Origin of the sequence: Massilia eburnea (assembly GCF_009720745.1) — a bacterium.
Classification (GTDB): domain Bacteria; phylum Pseudomonadota; class Gammaproteobacteria; order Burkholderiales; family Burkholderiaceae_D; genus Rugamonas; species Rugamonas eburnea.
Genome location: NZ_WNKX01000003.1, coordinates 23,556 through 45,560, shown reverse-complemented (window position 1 = coordinate 45,560; position 22,005 = coordinate 23,556). Strand labels below are relative to the sequence as shown.

15 protein-coding genes are annotated in these 22,005 nt (G+C 63.7%); 6 read left to right on the top strand and 9 right to left on the bottom strand.

What is annotated here, in order from left to right; all coding sequences use genetic code 11:
• The first annotated feature begins 226 nt into the window (after window positions 1–226).
• Both GM658_RS04705 and GM658_RS04700 read left to right on the top strand, forming a co-directional pair.
• The gene (locus tag GM658_RS04705) at window positions 227–3,193 is read left to right on the top strand and encodes a TonB-dependent receptor plug domain-containing protein (protein ID WP_155452854.1); all 2,967 of its coding nucleotides are present in this window, start codon (window positions 227–229) and stop codon (window positions 3,191–3,193) included.
• 19 nt (window positions 3,194–3,212) lie between these two features.
• Window positions 3,213–5,054, top strand: coding sequence for a glycoside hydrolase family 35 protein (locus tag GM658_RS04700; RefSeq protein WP_155452853.1), 1,842 nt, complete (start codon window positions 3,213–3,215; stop codon window positions 5,052–5,054).
• Between the two features lies 1 nt (window position 5,055).
• Here the strand turns inward: GM658_RS04700 and GM658_RS04695 are convergent, their stop codons facing one another.
• Together GM658_RS04695 and GM658_RS04690 are read right to left on the bottom strand one after the other, a co-directional pair.
• Window positions 5,056–7,509, bottom strand: a complete 2,454-nt coding sequence (locus GM658_RS04695) for a DNA translocase FtsK (RefSeq protein ID WP_443093807.1) — start codon at window positions 7,507–7,509, stop codon at window positions 5,056–5,058.
• A gap of 132 nt (window positions 7,510–7,641) precedes the next feature.
• Window positions 7,642–8,532, bottom strand: a complete 891-nt coding sequence (locus GM658_RS04690) for a LysR family transcriptional regulator (protein WP_155452851.1) — start codon at window positions 8,530–8,532, stop codon at window positions 7,642–7,644.
• A 98-nt stretch (window positions 8,533–8,630) separates the two neighbouring features.
• On the opposite strand from GM658_RS04690, the gene GM658_RS04685 reads away from it, so the two are divergent.
• On the top strand, window positions 8,631–9,599 hold the full coding sequence (locus GM658_RS04685) for a zinc-binding dehydrogenase (protein ID WP_155452850.1): 969 nt from the start codon (window positions 8,631–8,633) through the stop codon (window positions 9,597–9,599).
• Here GM658_RS04685 and GM658_RS04680 read toward each other — a convergent pair.
• Window positions 9,596–9,964 (bottom strand): cupin domain-containing protein, encoded by a 369-nt coding sequence (locus tag GM658_RS04680; protein ID WP_155452849.1) that lies wholly within the window; start codon window positions 9,962–9,964, stop codon window positions 9,596–9,598. The genes GM658_RS04685 and GM658_RS04680 overlap by 4 nt on opposite strands.
• 4 nt (window positions 9,965–9,968) lie before the next feature.
• Complete coding sequence (locus tag GM658_RS04675) at window positions 9,969–10,940, bottom strand: ribonuclease Z (protein WP_155452848.1); 972 nt, start codon at window positions 10,938–10,940, stop codon at window positions 9,969–9,971.
• A gap of 164 nt (window positions 10,941–11,104) precedes the next feature.
• Here GM658_RS04675 and GM658_RS04670 point away from each other — a divergent pair, with 164 nt between their 5' ends.
• The 3 genes from GM658_RS04670 to lnt are packed head-to-tail and all read left to right on the top strand — an operon-like array spanning window position 11,105 to window position 15,227.
• The gene (locus tag GM658_RS04670; RefSeq protein WP_155452847.1) at window positions 11,105–12,184 is read left to right on the top strand and encodes an SGNH/GDSL hydrolase family protein; all 1,080 of its coding nucleotides are present in this window, start codon (window positions 11,105–11,107) and stop codon (window positions 12,182–12,184) included.
• Window positions 12,181–12,810: a hypothetical protein gene (locus GM658_RS04665; RefSeq protein ID WP_170298669.1), complete on the top strand. Its 630-nt coding sequence runs from the start codon at window positions 12,181–12,183 to the stop codon at window positions 12,808–12,810. Before GM658_RS04670 ends, GM658_RS04665 begins: the two co-directional genes overlap by 4 nt.
• Window positions 12,807–15,227, top strand: a complete 2,421-nt coding sequence (gene lnt, locus GM658_RS04660; RefSeq protein ID WP_155452846.1) for an apolipoprotein N-acyltransferase — start codon at window positions 12,807–12,809, stop codon at window positions 15,225–15,227. The genes GM658_RS04665 and lnt overlap by 4 nt, the downstream gene beginning before the upstream one ends.
• A 2-nt stretch (window positions 15,228–15,229) precedes the next feature.
• On the opposite strand, the gene GM658_RS04655 is transcribed toward lnt, so the two are convergent.
• The 5 genes from GM658_RS04655 to GM658_RS04635 are packed head-to-tail and all read right to left on the bottom strand — an operon-like array spanning window position 15,230 to window position 21,999.
• Complete coding sequence (locus GM658_RS04655) at window positions 15,230–15,508, bottom strand: acylphosphatase (RefSeq protein WP_155452845.1); 279 nt, start codon at window positions 15,506–15,508, stop codon at window positions 15,230–15,232.
• A complete protein-coding gene (locus tag GM658_RS04650; protein WP_155452844.1) occupies window positions 15,508–16,413 on the bottom strand; it encodes a diguanylate cyclase in 906 nt (301 codons plus the stop codon). Before GM658_RS04650 ends, GM658_RS04655 begins: the two co-directional genes overlap by 1 nt.
• Window positions 16,410–19,847 (bottom strand): response regulator, encoded by a 3,438-nt coding sequence (locus GM658_RS04645; RefSeq protein ID WP_155452843.1) that lies wholly within the window; start codon window positions 19,845–19,847, stop codon window positions 16,410–16,412. The genes GM658_RS04650 and GM658_RS04645 overlap by 4 nt, the downstream gene beginning before the upstream one ends.
• A complete protein-coding gene (locus GM658_RS04640; protein WP_155452842.1) occupies window positions 19,841–21,202 on the bottom strand; it encodes an oxygenase MpaB family protein in 1,362 nt (453 codons plus the stop codon). The genes GM658_RS04645 and GM658_RS04640 overlap by 7 nt, the downstream gene beginning before the upstream one ends.
• Window positions 21,199–21,999, bottom strand: coding sequence for a carotenoid biosynthesis protein (locus GM658_RS04635; protein ID WP_155452841.1), 801 nt, complete (start codon window positions 21,997–21,999; stop codon window positions 21,199–21,201). The genes GM658_RS04640 and GM658_RS04635 overlap by 4 nt, the downstream gene beginning before the upstream one ends.
• Window positions 22,000–22,005: the final 6 nt, after the last annotated feature.

Sequence of the window (22,005 nt, the reverse complement as noted above, 5' to 3'; positions counted from 1 at the left end):
GATTGCGACAATTTGAAAGTTTGTCAATCATTCGTTTCGTCGAACGAAAGGTTTTGGTATGCCAAAAATCACGTGAACTATGCCTTTTTCGGCTAATAGCTGATTTATTGTCTTTCCAATCTTACAGTGTTTATATCAAATGCTTGCGAAAGCGAAACTTAGAGAAACTTGAGGAGGTTTCGAGATTTCGTTTCGTCAGCGATAACCACAAGACTGGAGACTAGGAATGAAAAAATCAGCAGTTCGCAAATCTTTGCTCGTCCTGAGCCTGATGTCGGCCGTCGCCGGGATGGAATGCGCCCAGGCGCAATCGATTACCGGTGGCTTGTACGGCTCCGTGCCCGGCGGCTTGGGTACGGAAAAGGTCAGCATCGTCGTCACCAGCGAACAGACCGGCTTCAAGCGGGACTTGCAACCGGACGCGCAAGGCCACTACAAGACTTCCGGGCTGAACCCGGGCCTCTACACAGTGATCTTCAAGCAGGGCGACAAGGTGCTGGCTGAGCGCCAGGTCAGCGTCAAACCGAACAGCGATGCGGCCGTCGTGGCCGTAGAATCCATTGCCACCGTGACCGTGGCAGGCCAGTCGGCGCATACGACGGTGATCCCGATCGACGTGTCGACGCCGGAAATGTCCAGCCACTACAGCCGCGAGCTGATTAACACCTTGCCGATTTCGGGCGCAGCCAACGTTGAATCGATCGCACGCCTGCGCTCCAATGTGCGCTATGACCAGAACACCACGGGCCTGGTGCAGCTTGGCGGTGCCTCGCCGGCGGAGAACCGCTACTACCTGAACGAGTTCGATACGACCAACGACCGTACCCTGCTCGGTGCGAACCGCCTGCCGCGCGAGGCGATCCAGGATACGGAGGTGATGACGGGGAGCTTCGGCGCCTCGTGGACCAATGCCACTGGCGGCATCATGGCGCAGACTGTGCGCCAGGGCTCGAACAAATTCCAGGCCGGCTATTCGATGTATTACACGCCTGGCACCTCGAGCACGCTGATGCCGGCCGAAAAGGATATCCGCAACGCGCAGGGCGGCTACTACCGCTATACCTCCAATAACCACAGCGATGCGAGCGCCACCCACTACCTGTGGGCCTCCGGCGCACTGATCGAAGACAAGCTGTTCGGCTTTGCGCTGCTTGGCGACCGGCAGCCGTCGAAGAGCTATAGCTTCAGCCAGAACCGCGCGGCGGTTTCAGAATCGAGCAACAAGAACATCCTTCTGAATGTCACCTGGAACATCAACAGTGATCATACCCTGAGCGTCACCGGCTCGCGCGGCTGGACCAGGAACCACACCGACAATTACCGGCTGCTGTCCGACTATACGACCCAGGTCGGCGCCTTTTCCTCGAGCTCGAACTCGCCGGTGAAGGAGCGCATGCTCATTGCGAACTACCATGGCAACATCACGGACAACCTGCAAGTGCGGCTGATGGGGGGCTATCTTGGCCAGCTCAATGACCGCGCCCATGGTTCGGAGGACATTCCTTATGTCGACTCCTACAACAGTGCAACGCAGAAGACGACCAATATCGGCATCCAGGACAGGAGTGTCAACTTCCAGCCCGATGATTACTGGCGGCGCGGCTACAAGGGTGACGTCACGTGGAATGTGGCGAACCACAAGATCGTGTTCGGGGCCGAGTATTACAAGCACTACCTGGGCCAGGACTGGCACACGCCGAATGCCGGCTGGTATACCTATTTCGATCGTCCAAACACCGTGCAGCTGCCGAATGGCGAGCAGGTGAGTGGCCAGTATGTCGGCTATTACTTCAACCGCGAGTTCGGCCACATGGTGTCGATTAACAAAGCGGCCTACCTTGAGGACTATTGGAAGGCCAGCGATGGCTTGCTCCTTTACGGCGGCCTGCGCTTCGACAAATACGTGAACAAGGACGCGCTGGAGCGCCCACTGTTCTCGTTCCCGATCACTTCCCCTCGTGTTGGCGTGTCCTGGGACGTAAACGGCGACTCGAGCCTGAAGGTGGGCGCGAACCTGGGCCGCTATTCACTGTCGATGCCGTCCAACTTCAGCTTCGGCGTGGCCGAATCGCACCTTGAGCAGCGCAAATGGTACCGTTATAGCGGCATCGACCCGGCCAGCAAGGCGCCGCTTGGCCTGACCCAGATCGGCTCCACGTACACCGTTCCCGGCCATGACGGCGTTCCGCCTGAAGCCTACCAGGTCGCGACGACCAACCTGAAGGCGCCTTACCAGAACGAGCTGCAGCTGTATCTGCAAAAAGCACTGGGCCGCAACTGGGTAGGCCAGGTCGACTTTGGCTATGCGGACCTGAAGCGCGTGATCAATTCCACCTGCTACGGCCAGGGCATCGGCAAATATGCCAATGCCCATGGCTATCCGGACTACCCGGTCGACTACGAGTGCTTCGAGCTGAACCCGGGTGAAGATGTGACCGTGAAGCGCGACTTCAACGGCGACGGCAAGCTTGAGACGCTGACGATCCCGGCCTCGGAATTCGGCCTGCCTAAGCCCAAGCATAAGTACATTCACCTGACCTTTGATGCGAGCCACTCGCGCAGTGCATCCGAACCCTGGTACCTGAACGCGAGCTATACCTGGGCGCGTTCGTTCGGTAACGACAACGGCTTCCTGAACCTGGAAAACCGCGTCGCCGGCTATATCGGACAGTCGGGCGTGTACGACTTCCCGGAAACGACGCTGGGCGCGAGCGGCAACCTGACCAACGACGTGCGCCACGCCTTTACTGCCTCCGCTGCCTACTATTTCCAGAATGGCCTGCGCACCAGCGGTGTGCTCAGCATGCATAGCGGCGAACCGGTCAGCTGCTTCGGGCTGAAGCCGGACGTGGACAGCATTTCCTACAACTGGGGATCGTGGGGCCATTACTGCGACGCTTCCACCAATCCGGTTGGCGTCAAGACCGCAGGCACCAGCGGTCGCCTGCCGTTCTTCTGGCAAGTCGACATGGGCATCGGCTATGACATGACCATTGGCGCGCACAACAAACTGAGTTTCGACCTGAGTATCCAGAACCTCACCAACCGTCGCGGCATCACCGACCGCTACAACACTTACAGCGCCGACGTGAACGCAGACAATACCATTGTGCAGGACGTGAATTGGGGCATCCCGAGCCAGTACCAGACCCCGCGCCGCGCCTCCTTCGCGCTACGCTACGCCTTCCGTTGATTTTGCAGGAGTCCTTACCTTGAAATTTTCGAAAACCATACAAGCAGGCCTGCTGGCGCTGGCCTTCACGAGCATTCCCGCGACGGCGGCCAAACAGCCTCACTTTGCCATCGATGGCGCGCAGTTCAAACTCGATGGAAAGCCCTTTGTGATCCGTTCCGGTGAGATGCATTATCCGCGCATCCCGCGCGCAGCCTGGCGTGACCGGCTGCGCATGGCCAAGGCGATGGGGCTCAACACGGTCACGACTTACGCTTTCTGGTCGCGACATGAACCGGAACCGGGTAAATGGGATTTCGCCGGCCAGAATGATGTGCGCGCATTCATCAAGACGGCCGCCGAGGAAGGGCTGAACGTTGTTCTGCGTCCCGGACCCTATGTCTGCGCGGAAGTGGACTTTGGCGGATTCCCCGCCTGGCTGCTGCGCACCCCCGGCCTGCGGGTGCGGTCAATGGATGCGCGCTACCTGGCCGCCAGCGCCCGCTACTTCCGGCGCCTGGCGCAGGAGGTAGGCGATTTGCAAAGCACCCGCGGCGGCCCGATCCTGATGCTTCAGCTGGAGAACGAATACGGTTCCTTTGGCCGCGATCATGAATACCTGCAAACCGTGCGGGCCCAGATGCGCGCCGCCGGGCTGGATGCACCGCTGTTTACCTCCGACGGTGGTGCGGGACGACTGTTCGAGGGCGGCACCTTGCCTGAGGTGCCGGCAGTCGTCAACTTTGGCGGCGGAGCGGACGATGCCAAGGGTTCGATCGAGGAGCTGTCCACTTGGCGGCCGAAAGGCCCGCGCATGGCCGGCGAATACTGGGCGGGGTGGTTTGACCATTGGGGTGAGAAGCACCATGTCCAGAGCCCGGAGGACGCGGCGCGCACGGTCGACTGGATGCTGTCGCAGGGGGTGTCGTTCAACCTCTACATGTTCCATGGCGGTACAAGCTTTGGCTGGATGGCCGGCGCAAATTATGGCGGTGCTGAGCCCTACCAGCCTGACACCACGAGCTACGACTATGATGCTGCGTTGGACGAAGCCGGGCGGCCGACTGCGAAATACCGCGCCGTGCGCGAGGTCATCGCCAGGCACGTGAAAGAAGCACTGCCGCCGGTGCCCGCTGCACCGCAACCCCAGGCCTTGCCTGCGTTCGGACTGCAGCCGGCCGGCAGTTTGCTCGCGGGCCTCGACAAGCTGTCCAAGCCGCACACTTCGCGCTGGGTGGGCCCGATGGAAGAATTCGGCCAGAATTACGGCTACATCCTTTACCGCAAGCGTCTGGAGGCGGCGGCGAAAGGGAAGCTGGTGCTGGAAGAATTGCACGACCAGGCGACCGTCCTGGCCGACGGACGGGTGATCGGCCGCCTGGACCGGCGCCTTGGCGAGAATTCGCTCACGGTCGACCTGCCGGCCGGCACCCAGCTCGATTTGCTGGTTGAAGCGATGGGGCGCATCGGCTTTGGCGCCAAGCTGGTGGAAGACAGGAAGGGCATCACGCGCGCCGTCAGGCTGGACAAGGAGGAGCTGGAAGGATGGACAGTCTTCCCGCTGCCAATGGACGGCGGGGCGTTGCAGCGCCTGCCATTGGCGGAAGGTGGCGACACGGCGCAGCCCGGATTCTGGCGCGGTACGGTCACGCTGGATAAACCCGTGGACACCTTCCTCGATACACGCGGTTGGGGCAAGGGCCAGGTATGGGTCAATGGCCATCACCTGGGCCGTTTCTGGCACATCGGGCCGCAGCAAACCCTCTACCTGCCGGCCTCCTGGCTGAAGGCGGGAGCCAACGAGGTGCTGGTCTTTACCACGGAACCGCCCAAAGCTACGACGATGCAGGGCCTGGCGGGGCCGGTATTCGATACGCCATGAGTTAATCGGAAGAGACCGGCACCAGGATTTCGCGGCTGCCGTTGGTGGACATCGCGGAGACGATGCCGGCAGCTTCCATTTCTTCGACCAGCCGTGCGGAGCGGTTGTAGCCGATCCTGAGTTGGCGCTGGATCGATGAAATCGAGGCGCGGCGGCTGCGGATGACGAAGGCCACCGCTTCGTCATACAGCGGGTCGGTCTCGCCTGCCTTGACGTCGCCCAGCAGGTCCGGCGTCGCCGGCTCTTCGCTTGGAATGCCGGCCAGGATCGCTTCCTCGTATTCCGGCTCGCCGAACTGCTTCAGGAAGTCAACCACGCGATGCACTTCCTCGTCGGACACGAAGGCGCCGTGCACGCGCTGCGGGTAGCCGCTGCCAGGCGGCAGGAACAGCATATCGCCGTGGCCGAGCAATGTCTCCGCGCCCATCTGGTCAAGTACGGTGCGCGAGTCGATCTTGGACGACACCTGGAATGCCACGCGCGTCGGAATATTGGCCTTGATCAGGCCGGTAATCACGTCGACGGAAGGACGCTGCGTTGCCAGGATCAGGTGGATGCCGGCGGCACGGGCTTTCTGCGCCAGGCGGGCAATCAGCTCTTCGATTTTTTTGCCTGCGACCATCATCAGGTCGGCCAATTCGTCGATGATCACGACGATGGTGGGCAAAGTCGACAGCGGCTCCGGCGCATCCGGCGTGAGCGAGAACGGATTGGTGATGTATTTTTCCGCCGCCTTGCCGTCGCGGATCTTCTGGTTGAAGCCGGCCAGGTTGCGCACGCCGAGCGCGGACATCAGGCGGTAGCGCTTTTCCATTTCGGCCACGCACCAGGTGAGGGCGTTGGCCGCCAGTTTCATATCGGTGACGACGGGCGCCAGCAGGTGCGGAATGCCGTCGTACACGGACAACTCCAGCATCTTCGGGTCGATCATGATCAGGCGCACATCTTCCGGCGTCGCCTTGTACAGCAGGGACACGATCATGGCGTTGATCGCCACCGATTTGCCGGAGCCGGTGGTGCCGGCGACCAGCATGTGCGGCGCCCGGGCCAGGTCTGTCACGACAGGCGCGCCGGTGATGTCCTTGCCCATGGCCAGGGTCAGTTGCGAGCGCGAGGCGCGGTAGGCGTCCGAGGCCAGGATTTCGGACAGCTGGATCATGTGGCGGCGCACATTCGGCAGCTCCAGGCCCATGCAGGTCTTGCCCGGGATGGTTTCGACCACGCGCACCGAGGTGACCGCGAGGGCGCGCGACAGGTCTTTCATCAGTGCGACGATCTGCGCGCCACGTACGCCGATTGCAGGTTCAATCTCAAAGCGCGTGATCACAGGACCAGCGGAGGCGCCAAGCACATTGACCGGGACCTTGAATTCCTTGAGCCGCTGCTCGATCAGGCGGCCTGTTTCCGCCAGTTCGTCTGACGATACTTCAATTTTCGCCTCGGTATATGCATCCAGCAAATCCAGGCCCGGAATCTCGACGTCAAATTCCTGCGCGGCAGGCATGGACACCGCCGGACCTGCGGCGACCGCTATTTCCGCCGCTTCCACCACTTCCACCACCGGTGGCGCGGCCGGAACTTCCACCCACTCGACGTAGCTTGGCTCCTCGGTGACCGGCGCAGGCTGCCAGACGAAGGATTCGGCTGCCGAAGGCTGCGGGTGCTCGCGAACCATTGGCGGCTGGACTGGCCGTGGCGCGATGGATTCAGCTTCGACCGGCCTGACCGTGTGAACCTCGACTTCGGCGCGGATGACGCGCACTTCCATCGCGGGCTGGGGAGCCGGCATCGGCATCTGCATCGGCGCTGGCATAACCTCGAGCGAAACTGGCGCCGGGACCGGTGTTGTGGTTTGGGCAGGACGCGGCGGCGGGGGCAGTTTGATAATCCTGGTCGGCTCGCGCTGGACTTTGCGTGCATCCGATTGTTCAGCTGCCCGGGCGCGTGCCAGCATTGCGGTGGTCGGGCGAATGCTCTCGACGTCGGCCCATTGCTCACTTGAGCGGGCTGGCGGTTCGTTGCGGGCGACAGGCGGTGTCGGCGCTTGATTGGGTACTGCAGCCTGACGCCGCGAAGGCCGCCTGCTGACGAACGGATCGCCGCTACCGGAGGAGCTGACCGGCGGGCGGGCTTGTGCGGCAGGCCTTGGGGCGGCAGGGCGCTCTTTCTCGGAAGTCTGTTTGGAGCGGGTGGCGGTCCGATAACACCAGCGCAACAAATCGAGCGCGCGATAGCCGAAGAGCCAGGGTGCGGATAAAAGCACGACAATAAAAACGAGCAGGAAGCCCAGGAATTTGCCGGTCGCTGCGGCGAGGAAGGCAGCCAGCGCAGCGCCGACGATGGACGATTCGGGGCCGCGGACGAACGCCATCAGCGCGCTGCCCGCACATAACATGAGAATGGTGCCCAGCACCAGCCGGATAAAACCTTGGCCGAACAAGGTGCTCTTCTTCAAAACGAAGACTTTGACGAGGCGCCAGGATAAAGGAAGCGCCGAAAGCACAGACAAGCCAAACAACGACATCACTGCCATTCAAAATTACTCCACCAAATGCAGTGGCGGAGTTTAACATGCGGCCAGTTTCAATTAGGCGGATTTCACCAGTAATCGCTGCCACAAAGCCTGTGCGACCGGCCCATGGTTTGCCTCGCGCAGCCGCAACGCATGGTGAGGCAGGGTGGCGCCCCGCAAATGTTCGCCGGCCAGCGACAAGAGGCGGCCTGCCGCCAGGTCTTCCTCGATCATGTGTGCTGGCATATGTCCCCAGGCCAGGCCTTGCAACAGGATCTCGCGTTTGCTGGCCTGGTCGCCAACACTGACGGAAGGCGCGCCATTGAGCAGGTGATAGGACGGCGATGGCCAATCCCGGGCGCCGTCCCGCAACACGCATTGGCGCAAGGGACGCAGGTCCTTGGGCTGGATTTGCGCATGCGGAGCGAAAGGCAGGAAGCCGGGCGCCGCGACGGGAACCACCTGCACGTCAAACAGATAGTGCGTTTCCAGCTCCGGGCGCGGCTGGTCCAGGTGATGTATCGAGAGGTCTACCTCGCCCCGCAACAGCCTGGCCCACGGTGCACCGAGAACCTCGGTATGGAAAACCGGCCGCGTCCCGCTCGACTCGCCGAAGAAGCCGGTAAAGAGCGCCAGCGTGCTCGCCAGCGGGCATAAGTCGCCCAGGACGATGCGCAATTCGGCCTCGGCGCCGCTGCGCAACTGGATGGCATGGTTGGCCAGCCCGGCGTGCGCCCGCACCACGCGTTCCGCTTCCTCATGAAACGAGGCCCCTGCCGGCGTGAGCGTGACGCGGTAACCGCTCCGGTCGAGGAGTTCCACGCCGACAGTTTCTTCGAGATTCTTTATGGTGGCAAAAACCGCCGTGTGGGACTTGTGCAGGCGCTTGGCAGCGGCCGCAAAGCTCCCTTCGGCGGCCAGGGCGAGCAGGCATTCGAGCTGGTGCAGGCTGGGTGTGCGTGACATGTTCAGGTTTTTGAAACGGGTCGGTTCGAAATTGCCAATATCTTTCACTGCGTGCAGAAATTAATCTGGTGACCTCACAAACCAAACCAGGAGTAGTTATGCGCGCTATCGTTCGCCGCCAATTCGGCGGTCCCGAAGTCCTCGCCGAACAGGAGCAGCCGAGGCCGCGGCCCGGGCAAGACCAGGTCCTGATCCAGGTCAGGGCGTTCGGCCTGAATCACGCGGAACTGTACATGAGGCGCGGCGAATGGGGAAGCGTAGCGCCAGTCAGCGGCATCGAATGCGTTGGAACGGTGGCGGAAGACCCCAGCGGGCAGCTGGCGCACGGACAAACGGTACTGGCGGCAATGGGCGGCATGGGACGCACGGTGCAGGGCAGTTACGCCGAGCTTGTCGCCGTGCGTCGTGCCAATGTGGTGCCGCTGGAGACCAGCCTTCCATGGCAGCAGCTTGCCATGCTGCCCGAATCGTATGGCGTCGCCTGGAGTTGCCTGAGCAATTGCCTGAAGCTGCAGGCTGGCCAGCGCTTGCTCGTCAGGGGCGCAAATTCGGCGCTGGGCCGCGCTGCGCTCGACCTGGCCCGCTACATGGGAGCACGGACGACTGCGACCACGCGCTCGGCGTCGCAAGTGGCGGCGCTCCGGGAGTCAGGCGCGGATCGGGTCCTGATTGCCGGCGCAACGCTGGAGCACGAGCAGGCGGGCGAATACGAGGCTATCCTCGATTTGCTGGGCAATAGCAGTTTGCGCGCTTCGCTGCGGCTTGCCGTTCCGGGCGGCCACGTATGCCTGGCAGGCTTCCTCGGCGGACTCGCGCCGCTGGAAGCGTTCAATCCATTGGCCGATATGCCATCAACCGTACAACTGAGCTTCTTCGGCAGCTTCAATTTTGGCGAGCCGGGGCATGAAATGCATTCGATTCCCTATCAGGAACTTGCCGATGCAATGGCAAGCGGCCGGTTGCGCGGGCGCCCCGCCCAGGTATTCGCGTTCGGGGAGATCCGGGCGGCGCACAAGCTGATGGAGCAGGGCGCCGCCCACGGCAAGCTGGTTGTGCAGCTACCTTAATCGACGCCGCGGCGCTCGACGATCACATAGTGTTTGCGGACCGGTTCGAGCACTTCGAACACGCCTTTGAAACCGGCCGGTATCACCAGCGCGTCGCCGGGACCCGCATCGGCGGCGTACCCGTTTTCGTCGATCACGCGGCAGCGGCCTTGCAGTACGCAGAAATATTCATCCTTGTTCGGCGCAAAGGCGATGCGCCAGCTGCCTTTCTCGCAAGCCCAGATGCCGGCGTGGACTTCGCCGCTGGCGTTGGTGAAATGGTTCCAGGTGGTGCGCTTGGGGTTACCCTCGAGCCGGCGCTCTGCGCGCGGATGGTCGACTTCGGGCGCCGGGTCCTGCTGACGGAATTCGGTGATGGCTGGCATAGGATTACTTGCTGCGCGGCGCCGGTGGCAGCTTGGCCAGTACGCCGTCATTGAGTTCATAGGTATCGAAATCGCGCGCGAGGAACAGGTTCCTGCTGTAGTGCTGGCGCGCTTCCGCGTGTACCTCAGCCATGCCTTCGGGATTGTCGTAGCGCGGGCTGAAGTGGGTCAGGACCAGGTTGGGCACCTCCGCCAAGGCGGCAAACCGGGTAATGCGTTCGACGGAACTGTGCTGCGGGCCAGGGCCGACTTTTTGCAGCACGGCCTCGGTGTAGGTGGCTTCATGCACCAGGACGTCGGCGCCGGCACAGGCTTCGGCCAGCAGCGGCGGCTGGTCGTTGTCGCCGCCGATCACGACGACGGCGCGCTCGCTATGCTCGGCGCGGAACTCAGCAGCGACGAGCACGCTGCCATCGTCCAGCTGCACGTCTTTCCCGTGCTGCAGCTGGCCCCAGGCCGGACCTGGCGCAACACCGCGTGCGCGCAAAGCCTCGCTATCAACCTTCCATGTCGTCTTTTCGAAGCTAAACTTAAATCCGAAACTCGGCACACGGTGCGAAAGCGGAATGCGCTCGATCTGCAGGCCTTGCTGCCGATGCACTACATCCTGGCCGGCGACGTCGATGTGGATGATGTCGAAGGTCAGGAACAGTTCCGTGTGCAGCATGGTCGCATCCAGCCAGGCTTTGACGCCGGCCGGCGCGACCAGGATCAGCGGCTTCTTGCGGCCGGTCATGGAGGCGCTGGCAAGGAGCCCAGGCAGCCCGTAGCTATGGTCGCCGTGGATGTGGGTGATGCAAATGCCGGCCAGGTCGTGCACGGTGAGTGCGATGCGCTGCAGCTGGTGCTGGGTCGCTTCGCCGCAGTCCACCAGCCACCAGTCGCGATTCATTGTTGAGTGCAGGGCCAGCGCGGTGACGTTGCGCCGTATGGTTGGCACGCCTGACGAGGTGCCAAGAAAGGTCAGTTTCAGCATGCCACTATTATGCCGCATCGTGGCGGGCGCGCGACATGGAAATAGGCCTGTGCGGCCATTTTATTGTCCCCGCGAGCCAGGCTGCCGAAGCCGTGCGGGGCGGCGTTAAGATGGGTTGTTGGCTGGTCGATTCGAACAATTACTTCAATGATCGGAGACACTTCATGCATACTCGCTTCCGTCGTACGCTTTTGGCCGCTGTCGTTTTCTTCACCCTTGGCGGACAAGCTTCCGCCAACACCCTGACGCAAAACGTTTCCTGGACCATTGACCGAGCCGGTACCACGACCAAGTACCGCGTGGTGGCTTATGGGGATTCGATTTATGCCGGGTATAACGGCTCCATCACCAGCGCCGCCAAGTATTCGGCGCCGACGGTGGATGCGGAATACCTGTCCGCCTTGTGGAATGCGGACATTGAGAGCGTGCGGCGCGCCAAATCGGGCGCAGTCGCTTCGGACGTCTACAACAACAAGATTGTCGCTGAGCGATCCTACATGCAGGCGAGCAACACCCGCGTGGTCACGTTCGAAATGTGCGGCAACGACGGCTTGCAGGCGCGCTCCGCCTTCAAGAGCCAGACCGGTACCTGCGACGATTCGGTGCTGACGGCGGCTGAGAACAGCTGCAAGACCTACGTGGCGGCGGCGATGGATTACATCAACGCCAACGCCTATCCGGGCGTGAAGGTGAAGGTCATCTCCAACCTGCATTATCCGGGCTATGCGGCGGACAATGTGCAGAGTTCCTGCAAGGACCCGAGCACTGGCGCCACCGTGAACATGCAGCAGAAATTCCTGCCCATCCTGGCCAGGATGAACTTCATGATGTGCGATACGGCGCGCCAGAAGGGTTTCCAGTGCGCGGACAACTTCGCGCAATACATGGGCGCCGACTATGACAGCAACGGCGACGGCCAGGTCGATTCCGACGCGCTGCGCTATGTGGCCGGCGAGAGCCAAGCCAGCTACGTGACGCGCATCACGACGACTTTGCGTTCGACCATCCGCGACGCCAATACGCACTTTGTGTCGGCCGGCAGCAGCTACGACTATATCCAGTCCGACGATACCCACCCGACTTATACCGGCAGCACGGTGACCGCGGGCTTGTTTGGCGGCACGACCGGGACCGGGGCGCCGCGCTATACCTCCTTCACCGGCGGCAAGAACCCGATCTGGAACCAGTTCGGGCATGAGCGGATGGGGTGGGCGGTATCGGTCTTTAATTCGCCTTCGCCGTGAGCTCCTGGCGCCCACGCCCGGCCTTTCTGGCGGCGGCGCTGCTGCTGGCCGTGGGTGCGGCCAGCCTGGCCTTCTTCCTCTGGTTCTTCGCTCGCCCGGAGCCGGGCGACCGGCCGGATCGTCCGCCAGCGCCAGTGCTGACTGCCGCGCAGCGGCAAGGCGCTGGCGCGTTGGCCGCTTCCGCTTCCGCTACAGCTGCGCGGCCCCAACGTGCGCCGCAGCCGGCGGCAGAGGGCGATGCCGATCCTACGCGCGACTTGCGCAGCTACGTCATGCGGGGCGAAAAGCCGACCATGAATGAAGTCATCAAGCGCCTGCATGAGCAGGGCGTGCACACCGGGCTTGGCGCATTCAATCCTCCTGGCACCAATCCACCCCTGGTGGGGCTGGCTGTGCCGAACGATTTTGCGCTTCCGCCAGGATATGTGCGCCACCACCAGGTGACGGACGATGGGCAGACCATCGAGCCGATCCTCATGTTTGCCCCCGATTTCCAGCTGTACGACGCCGCCAGCCGGCCAATTGACATGCCCAGGGACCGGGTCGTGCCGCCTGAGCTGGCGCCGCCGGGCTTGCCGCTGCGGCGCATCGTGATTCCTCCACCGATCGATACTTCCGGACAATGAGACAACTTGCCTGCATTCTCGCGAGCGCAGCGATGACCGCCCTCTATGCGCGCGGCGGCGCGGGATGGGTGCTGGGCTTTGTGCTGCTCGTGCCTTGGCTCCTGGTCCTTGCTGGACGCCGCACGTTCGCAGCGGTCCTGCTTTGCACCTGGGGCATGGCGGTGGCCTATACCGCCGCCGGCTTTGCCTGGTTCGGTGAAGCGTTCGGGCGCTATACGCAGATTGGTGAAATGCCTGGGGTGGCCTTGCTGCTGCTGGCGGCCCCGCTCTTCCAGCCGCAGTTCTTTGCTTACGCCGTGGCGCGCCATCTCGCGGCGCGATGGCACGGCCCTGGGTTGGGGGCGGTCGCAGCAGCGGCGGCATGGGTGGGCAGCGAGTGGCTGCTGCCACGACTGCTTGGCGATACCCTTGGCTATGGACTGTACCCTTCGCGCCTTCTGCGGCAGGCTGCGGACCTCGGCGGGACAGCGGGGTTGACGCTGTTACTGCTGCTGGCCAACGAGGCAGTGGCGGCGGGCATCCAGCGCCGCGGGCTCGGCTGGTGGACCGTAACGTACCGGCTCGCGCTGGCAGCCCTGGCGCCGGCTTTCCTGGCGGCCTACGGCGCGTACGCGCTTTCGGGCCAGCCTGCACCGGCGGGCACGCCCTTACGCATGGGGCTAATACAAGCCAATATCGGTGATTACGAGAGACAGCGGCAGGAGCTGGGCGCTTACGCCGTGGTACGGGAACTATTGAACCGCCACTTCGCCATGGGCTACGACGCCGTGGCAGGCCAGGGCGCACAGGCGCTGCTGTGGTCGGAGACGGCCTATCCGACCACATTCGGTCATCCGAAGAGCGAGGCGGGCGCTGAGTTTGACCGCGAAATCCTCGACTATGTGAAGGCGGCAAACGTGCCCTTGGTGTTTGGGACCTACGACCGTGACGGCAGTGGGGAATACAATGCAGCCGCATTTGTGCAGCCGGACAGGGGCCTGGTTGGAGCGTACCGCAAAGTGCATCTGTTCCCCTTCACCGAATACCTGCCCGGCTGGCTGGATGGCCCGCTCGTGCGCCGCTTGCTGCCCTGGGCCGGCGCCTGGCTGCCGGGGAACGGCGCCCGCGTGCTGCCTTTACGATTGGCTGATGGCCGGGAGATTCCTGTGCTGCCGCTCATTTGCCGCGATGATGTCGATCCCGCACTGGCCATTGCGGGCGCGCGCCTGGGTGGCCAAGTCATCCTGACAATGTCGAATGACTCCTGGTTCAGCGAAGGCGGTCCGGGTGCCCGCCTGCACCAGGCGGCAGCGGCTTTCCGCAGCATCGAAACAAGATTGCCGCAGTTCCGTGTGACGACCAACGGCTTCAGTGCGGCGATAGGTATCGACGGCGAGATCCTGGCAGGCACGCGGGTTGGCGAACCGGCGCTGGTGATCGCGGACCTGCCGGTGCGTTCACCGGCGCCAACCTTGATGGTGATGTGGGGCGACTGGGCCGGCCTGGCGTGTAGCGCATTCTTGCTGATACTGGCGGCAATGGCCGCCAGCCGGGCGTGGCTGCCCCGCCGTGGGGCGGAACCTGGCCAGGTCGCGGTTGCGCTGGCGTTCCCGGCGCGGGTGGCAGTGCTGCCCTTCGCTGCACGCGTGAGCGCGGGCGTATTGCGCGCCCTGGCGCGGGCAGGCCTCCTCGGCATGTGCCTGGTCATGCTGCTGAATGAGCCGCTGCGCAGCAATACGCTGGGCCAGGTGCGCATCTTTGCACTGGTATTCCTGCTGCCGGAGGCGATTGCATGGTGCGTGCTGATGGCATTTGCGGCGCAGGCGGCGGTCAGTACGGGAAAACTGGTGCTGACGCGCGGCGCGCAACGGCTGGAACTGGACCTGCGCAGCATATCGGCTGTGAAGGTGTGGCGCCTGCCTTTGCCTGCTTGCGGGGTCAGCCTGCAGTTGGCGCCGGGAGGCGAATGGAAGTATGGGCTGGCACTGGCAGATCCGGCAGGCTTTGCCGCCGCCCTGGCCGCAAACGGTGGTCCGGCGCTCGCGACCGGGCAAGCGCCGCTTTTCGGGCTTGCTGCGAAACCTGGCTATTGGCTGGACAAGCCTTGGGCCAAATTCGCCCTGTTGCCGCTGGCCCTTGCGATTCCCGCCTTCCACCTGCACCAGCATATCGCCTATGGCAGCGCGTTCGGCGAATATTACAGCTTCGGGTTGGCGGCCTACCTGAGCGCATTTGCCCTGTGGTGGGCGGCATGGACGATCGGCGTTGCCTTGGGAGCGGCCTTGTTGCGGACCTTGATTGAGTCGGGCACCTTGCTGGCGGCATTTTTGCGGCCAGGCGACGCAGCAGGCGTCAGGCTTGGCCTCGAAAGGGTAGCGCACCTGGCGCTCTACCTGGCCTTGCCCGCCTGGCTGTTGCTGCGGATTTTCGGCGCCTGAAACTAGACGGTTGGCCGGATATCGAAGGTGGCGCCGGCTGGCGCAGGTTCTGCATCGTCCGTTACATGGACGTGGCTGACGCGCGCGGCGCCAGGGCCGCGGTGCGACCAGTCGATGATGGACTGTATGGCGTCCGGCGGGCCATGCACGCACGCTTCCACCGCGCCGCTGCTGCGGTTGCGCACCCAGCCCGCCAGGCCGAGCGCTGCGGCGCGTTCGGCGAAGGCGTAGCGGTAGCCAACGCCTTGCACCACGCCTTCGATCATCAAGCGCTTCGCCATCACATCCTCCAGTTGACGCGGTTGCGGCCGGCCTCCTTGGCGCGGTACAGGGCGGAGTCGGCGGCTTCAAAGAGTGCCGCTGCACTTTCCTGTTCGCCCAGGGGCAGGGTGGCGCCGCCGATGCTGACCGTCAGCACCGGGCTGGCAACGGACTGCTCGTGCGGGATCAGCAGCTGCGCAACGGCCTCGCGTATGCTTTCCGCCACGTAAAGCCCCTGCGCCGCATCCGTTTCCGGCATCAGGATCACCAGTTCTTCACCGCCGTAGCGGGCGGCGATGTCGCAGGGGCGGCGCATTGCGTTGCGCGCAACGCGGGAGACCGCGCGCAGGGCACGGTCTCCGGCTGGATGTCCATAATGGTCGTTATATTGCTTGAAGCAGTCGATGTCCAGCAGCGCCACGGACATCGTGTGCGCGTGGCGCGTTGCGCGCTGCCATTCGCTTTCGTAGATTTCGTCGAAGCGGCGGCGGTTGGCCAATTCGGTCAGGCCATCCATATGGGCCAGGTGTTCCAGCAGGCGCCGCTGGCGCACCACTTGCAGGTGGGTGGCAACACGCGCCATCACGACCGTGGCATTGAACGGCTTGGTGATGTAATCGGCGGCGCCCAGCTTGAGCCCTTTCGCCTCGTCTTCCGGCCGGCCCATGCCGGTGATGAAAATGACTTCGATGCGCGCGGTGGCGGGATCGGCGCGCAGGCGGCGCAGCACTTCGTAGCCATCCATATCGGGCATCATGACATCGAGCATGAGCAGGTCGGGCAGGTGGCGCTGGGCCCGTTCGATGGCCTGTTCGCCGGTCTTGGCCAGCAGTACCACGTAGTCCGGCTTGAGCAGGCTGGCGAGGACCTGGCGGTTGATGCCGTCATCATCCGCGATCAGGACCTTTTGCATTTCCTGGCTCATGCGCTCAATTCCATGTTGATGTCCAAGGCCTTGGCCAGATCGGCCAACGGTTTCAGGGCATCATGATATTCGATTTCGTCGACCGCCCGCTGGATTCGCGCCAGCAATGCGGCGTGGGAAGATCCGGCCAGCAGCGCGCTCAGTTCCGTCAGCAGGTCTTCGGCGCGCGCGTCATCGGTGCGCAGGTAGCCATCCAGTTCGCGCAGCAGGCGGCCGAAATCGGCGGCAACGCTTTCACTGCCGGTTGGCGGCTGCAAGGCGTTGCCGAAGCCCTCGAGGATGATGTCCAGCGACTTGGCCATGGCCGATGCTTCGCGCGTGCAGCGTTCCGGTTTGCCGTCGCGTATGCCGGCTTCCACGATGTCGGACAACTGCGCCAGGCTGGCGGCGCCCAGGTAGGTGGCGCTGGACTTGAGGTTGTGCGCCAGGCGCTCGACCGGCGCCCAGTCACCGCCGGCCAAGGCTGCCAGCAGCAACGCGGGGCCGTCGCCGTACTCGGTGCAGAAGCTGCGCATGCGCTTGGCGAGGATGGCGGGATTGCGGTCGGCCCGCGCCAGGGCATATTGCCAGTCGACGCCGGCCAGCGGTGGATAGGCCACCGCCGGGGCCGCCGGTGCGCTGGCGGGCGCGCCAGGCAGGGCCCGGCCAACCAGGCGCGCCGGGTCAATCCATTTGAGCATGGCGCGGAACAGGACGTCGGGGTCGATCGGCTTGGTGATATGGGCATTCATGCCCGCCTGCAGGCTCTTGGCCTGGTCCTCCGGCATGGCGTGGGCGGTCATGGCGAGGATCGGCAGCTTGCCCAGCGAGTCGATGGCACGGATCTGGCGGGTCGCCGTCAGGCCGTCGACGACCTGCATCTGCACGTCCATCAACACCAGGTCGTAGTCGGTCTGCTGCACCATCTGCACCGCTTCGCCGCCGTGCACTGCGACGTCGACCTGGATGCGCGCCGCTTCCAGGAAGTCGATGGCCACTTCGCGGTTGTTGGCATTGTCCTCCACCAGCAGAATGCGGGCGCCATGCAGGCGGGCCAGTTCTTCCTGCGGCAAGCCGCGCTGCTCGTCCCGGGCAGTCGCATGCTGGGCCAGTTCGGGGCGCAGGACCTGAAGCAGGCTGTGATACAGCAGTGCCGGGCCAACCGGCTTGGTGAGGAAGCCTTGCAGCGGCAATTCACCTTCCTGCTGCAGCACGGTTTCTCGCGTGCAGGCGCTGACCATCAGGATCGAAGGAGGCGCGGCGAAACGCGGATCGGCATGGATGCGGTGGATGGTTTCCACCCCGTCCCAGCCGGGCATCATGTAGTCCATCAGCACCACCTGGTATGGCGTGCCGGTCTCCACGGCCCGCACCAGCATGTTCAGCGACTGCTCGCCGGAGCTGGCGCTATCTGCCGCCACGCCGCAGGAACCGAGCATTTCGACCAGCGCTTCACGCGCGCTGGCGCTGTCGTCGACGACCAGCACGCGCGCCTGCTGCAGCGCCGCCGTTGGGGATGGGGTGGCCTCCGAAGAAGCGTCGCCCAGCCCCAGCTTGACGGTGAAGCTGAAACAGCTGCCCACGCCTGGCGTGCTGGTGACCTTGATGCTGCCGCCCATCATTTCCACCAGCTGGCGCGAGATGCTCAGGCCGAGGCCGGTGCCGCCGTATTTGCGGGTGATCGAGCTGTCGGCCTGGCTGAAGGACTGGAACAGGCGCGCCAGCTGCTCTTCGTCCATGCCGATACCGGTGTCGCTGACGCTGAACTTCAGCGCAACACTGTCGGCAGAGCGTTCCAGTGCCTTGACAGCCACCACGATCTCGCCGCGTTCGGTGAACTTGACGGCATTATTGGTCAGGTTGATCAGCACCTGGCCCAAGCGCAGCGGATCGCCGAGCAGTTTCGGCGGCACGCCGCGCTCGACGCGGAATACCAGCTCCACCTTGCGCGCGTCGGTCTTGACCGCGGTCAGGGTGGAAAGGTGGTCCAGCATTTCGTCCAGGCTGAACGGTACCTTTTCCAACGCCAGCTTGCCTGCTTCGATCTTGGACAAATCAAGGATGTCGTTGATGATGCCCAGCAGGTGCTCGCCGGCGCCAAGGATCTTGGCCAGGTAGTTGCGCTGCTTCGGGTTCGGATCGGCCATCAGGGCCAGGCGGCTCATGCCGATGATGGCATTCATCGGGGTGCGGATTTCATGGCTCATATTGGCCAGGAAATCGGACTTGAGGCGGGTTGCCGCCTCCGCGCGCAGCATGGCGTTCTGCATGGCCTTGGTGCGCAGCCCGAGGATGCGCATGAACACCAGCATGTCGAAGGCGTTGCCAAACTGGAGGGCGTGCATGGTCCAGAAGTTGGCCGCCAGCTTGCCGCTGATGACCTGGCTGAGGATCACGGAAGACAGGAAGCTGACTGCCCAGCCGACCAGGAAATAGATGCCGACCGAGTCGCCGCGGCGGGCGCGCATGAAGGCGCCCGGCAGGCCAAGCAGCATGGGCAGCAGGCCAAGGGTGCTGACGACGATCACCAGGACGTCGACGCTGATGACGTCCGCGCAGTAGGCGATCGCGAACAGGGTTGCCAGCGCGGCGCCGCCCTTCATCAGCAGCGAAAAAGTGCGGTCGACGCCCGGGCGGGCCAAAGCCTGCTCCACAAACAGGTAGCCGCCGCAGGACGCCATCAAGGCAAACAGGCCGCCGGCGTGCAGCGTCATCCAGACATTGTCGCGCCAAAGGTACAGGCTGCCCAGGCCGAAGAACTCGACCGAGAACAAGGTGGTGCCGGCGATCAGCAGGGCGTATTTGCCAAACAGCGGTTCGCGCAGGTTGGCCCATTGCGCCAGGCTGTATAGCAGCAGGCAAAGGCTGAGCCCAATCAGGATCCCCTGCAGCATTTGCTCGGCCAGCGCGGAAGCGTGGTAGACCGAAGCCTTGGAGAAGTGGATGGGCAGGATCATCGAGCCGATGTTCTCGACCCGCAGCAGGATCACATGTTCGCTGCCGGGCGTCAGGCGCAGGACCGCTGCCGGCGTGCGGCCGCCGCCTGCCGGCGCGACCACCGGCTGCAGGTTGCCGGTCACGGTATGGCTATGCAGGACGCCATCGGTGGCGGCAAAAACGTCGACGCGGTTGATCTGCGAATAGTCGATGTTCAGCGTCCATTCACCGTTGCCTTCCGGCGGCACGACGACCGGGATGCGCACCCAGACCACAGTGCCTTTGTTGACACCGAGCGTGGCGTAAGCCGATTGCGGTTTATGGAACTGGCCGGCGGCAGCCAGCACTTCCGCTGCACTGAGGGCGCCGCCGTGGTCTTTCAATATAGTGACAGCGGGCCAGGCATCGTGCGTGCCGGAGTGCTCGTCAAGCACCACGGCATCAGTGGACGCGGCTTGCGCCAATGCCAGGCTGGCGGCAAAGGCCAGCAACAATGCCAGGAGGAAGCGTTTCAGCATGGCTGCCGGCCTTCCGCTGGCTGCTCTGCGCGGCGCCCGGCGAGGCGCGCTTCGAGCGCATTCATCCAGCGCGGCGCCTTGGGGTCGTTGCCCCAGCGGCGCACGGTGTGATCGACTTGGTTCAGCACGGCCGGGGGGAGTTTCAATGGGCGGGTTTGGTCCATCAGGAATTTGACTGTGATCTGGTAGCCGAAAATGCGTGTGAGCATGCGGCAAATGGAAAAGTTGGGCAGGACGAGGCGCCCCACGGTGTCGATGGCGCGCGTGGTGGCCATGCCGGCCACGAACAGGGCGCGCGACAGCAGGCTGACGCGCTGGTCCAGACCCAGGTCGATGCGGGCGGCGTCGCCGCACAGGTAGCGTGTCAGCAGCACCGGGAAGGGCTTCAGCACGCGCAGGGGGATTTCATCCTGCATTGCCTTCATCAGCGCAGCGCCCAGCGCAGGGCGGGAGTCGGGCTGGTAAGTCGACATCCGGGCGCGCGCCTGTATCGTGCCGAAACTGGCCTCGGCCTGCACCATCGTTTGCGGCATCAATCCGTCTTCAATGCCGAGCACATGGCCCATCACGTTCCAGGCGTGCAGGTAGGCCTCCTCGTCTTTCTGCGACAGGCCAAGGCCCAGCCGGCGCAGGCCGCGCAGGAAGATGAAATGGAAGGTGAGCAGGGTGTAGGCCAGTTCCTCCTGGTTGCAAGGCAGGCCGTGGGCTGCGACGTTCCAGCCATTGTTGTACAGCGTATCGTACACATTGCGGCAGGGCGCATCGAGCGGCGCGAGGGCGATGCTGCCGTCGCTGACGGCATCGGAAGGATTGCCGCGCAGAATCAGGTGGCGGATCGTGGCGTGGATCAGCCGCACCTTGAGGACTTGCGCGATGCCGCTGCCGTCCGGGCTGCCAAGGCCGCCACGCATCATGACCGGGAAGATCATGGCCGCCGTGGAGCGCACGCGGTAGTCGCAGTGGGCCTCAAGCTGGCCGGCTACATGCAGCACACCGGCCAAGTTGGGAACCACGTAGCATTCGGGCAGGCTGGCGCAGAACAGCAGGCTGCAGGAGAGCATGCTCATGTCGAAGAACAGGTCTTCGGCGCGTGCGATCTTTTCGGCGTCGGCCCAGGCGGGCAGCCGGCTGCCTTGGGCAAGATAGCTTTCCAGTGCGTCAGCGATAACCTGCGGCGTACCCTCAGGCGCCCGCCAGGCCGCTACGATGGCGTTGGACTGCCATTGCGCCAGCAGCCGGTTGACGATGGCAATGGCTTCCCACTGGCCGCCTTCGTGCCCGGCCAGGACGGCTGCGATGGTGTCGTCCGCAAGCGGATCGGCGCGCAGGGTGTCCGCGTGGACAAGGGCGCTCATGCAGCGGCCTTCCAGCGCGTCCAGCCGCACATGGCCGTCAGGAGGGGAATACCCATGGCGAACAGCGCGATGGCCCGGGTCTCGACCGGACTGCCGTGAAGCGACTGGAAAAGCATGCTGCCGCCATAAATGAACAGCGGAACCAGGGCATGCAGCGGCGTGACGGCGCTGCTGGCGGCGGGCTGCTTGCGGCGCAAACTCAGGCGGAAACAGTAAATGATCGCGAAAGCGACAGCCATCCAGCCGACAAAGCCCTGTAAAGTCTCGCCGAACCAGCCGCCATCGGTCTTGGTCATGATCCAGGCCTTGAGCGTGAACACCATGTAAGGATCGGCGCCCAGGTCGTAGGCGGTGACGATCATGGCGGCGATGAAGGACATGGCCAGCGATTGCAGCGTCGACGGCGCGCCATCCGACGGCGCCTGCCACACGATCAGGTTGGCGATCACATAGGCCACGTAGCACAGGGCGAACCACATCAGCGGAATGATGAAGGGCACGGCGCCGATGCGCGGGCCGAGCACTTCGGTATAGGTGTAGGAACCGAAGAACCAGCCGCGCGTGGCGCCAAGCTCCTCCGCAATCCAGCCCAGGACGACGCCGATGATGACGAAGCGCAGCGCCGGGCCAGGCCCGAGCAGGTGGCTTGCGCTGGCCCAGCAACAGGCGAACATCAGGATCGAACTCAGCACCAGCAAGGTCGTCGTTTCACCCCAACTGCGTGCCGCAAGGGCGGCAAGGAAAGCCGCCAGAAGGACAAGGGTAATGCGGGGCAGTTGGTTCAGCAGCGACTTCATACGGCT

Excerpts from the sequence above, each read along its gene's own strand:
- GM658_RS04655 (WP_155452845.1), bottom strand. The coding sequence starts at position 15,508 with ATGGCGAAGCGCTTGATGATCGAAGGCGTGGTGCAAGGCGTTGGCTAC.
- GM658_RS04635 (WP_155452841.1), bottom strand. The coding sequence starts at position 21,999 with ATGAAGTCGCTGCTGAACCAACTGCCCCGCATTACCCTTGTCCTTCTG.
- GM658_RS04685 (WP_155452850.1), top strand. The coding sequence starts at position 8,631 with ATGCGCGCTATCGTTCGCCGCCAATTCGGCGGTCCCGAAGTCCTCGCC.
- GM658_RS04675 (WP_155452848.1), bottom strand. The coding sequence starts at position 10,940 with ATGCTGAAACTGACCTTTCTTGGCACCTCGTCAGGCGTGCCAACCATA.
- GM658_RS04645 (WP_155452843.1), bottom strand. The coding sequence starts at position 19,847 with ATGCTGAAACGCTTCCTCCTGGCATTGTTGCTGGCCTTTGCCGCCAGC.
- GM658_RS04650 (WP_155452844.1), bottom strand. The coding sequence starts at position 16,413 with ATGAGCCAGGAAATGCAAAAGGTCCTGATCGCGGATGATGACGGCATC.
- GM658_RS04670 (WP_155452847.1), top strand. The coding sequence starts at position 11,105 with ATGCATACTCGCTTCCGTCGTACGCTTTTGGCCGCTGTCGTTTTCTTC.
- lnt (WP_155452846.1), top strand. The coding sequence starts at position 12,807 with ATGAGACAACTTGCCTGCATTCTCGCGAGCGCAGCGATGACCGCCCTC.
- GM658_RS04680 (WP_155452849.1), bottom strand. The coding sequence starts at position 9,964 with ATGCCAGCCATCACCGAATTCCGTCAGCAGGACCCGGCGCCCGAAGTC.
- GM658_RS04690 (WP_155452851.1), bottom strand. The coding sequence starts at position 8,532 with ATGTCACGCACACCCAGCCTGCACCAGCTCGAATGCCTGCTCGCCCTG.
- GM658_RS04640 (WP_155452842.1), bottom strand. The coding sequence starts at position 21,202 with ATGAGCGCCCTTGTCCACGCGGACACCCTGCGCGCCGATCCGCTTGCG.
- GM658_RS04705 (WP_155452854.1), top strand. The coding sequence starts at position 227 with ATGAAAAAATCAGCAGTTCGCAAATCTTTGCTCGTCCTGAGCCTGATG.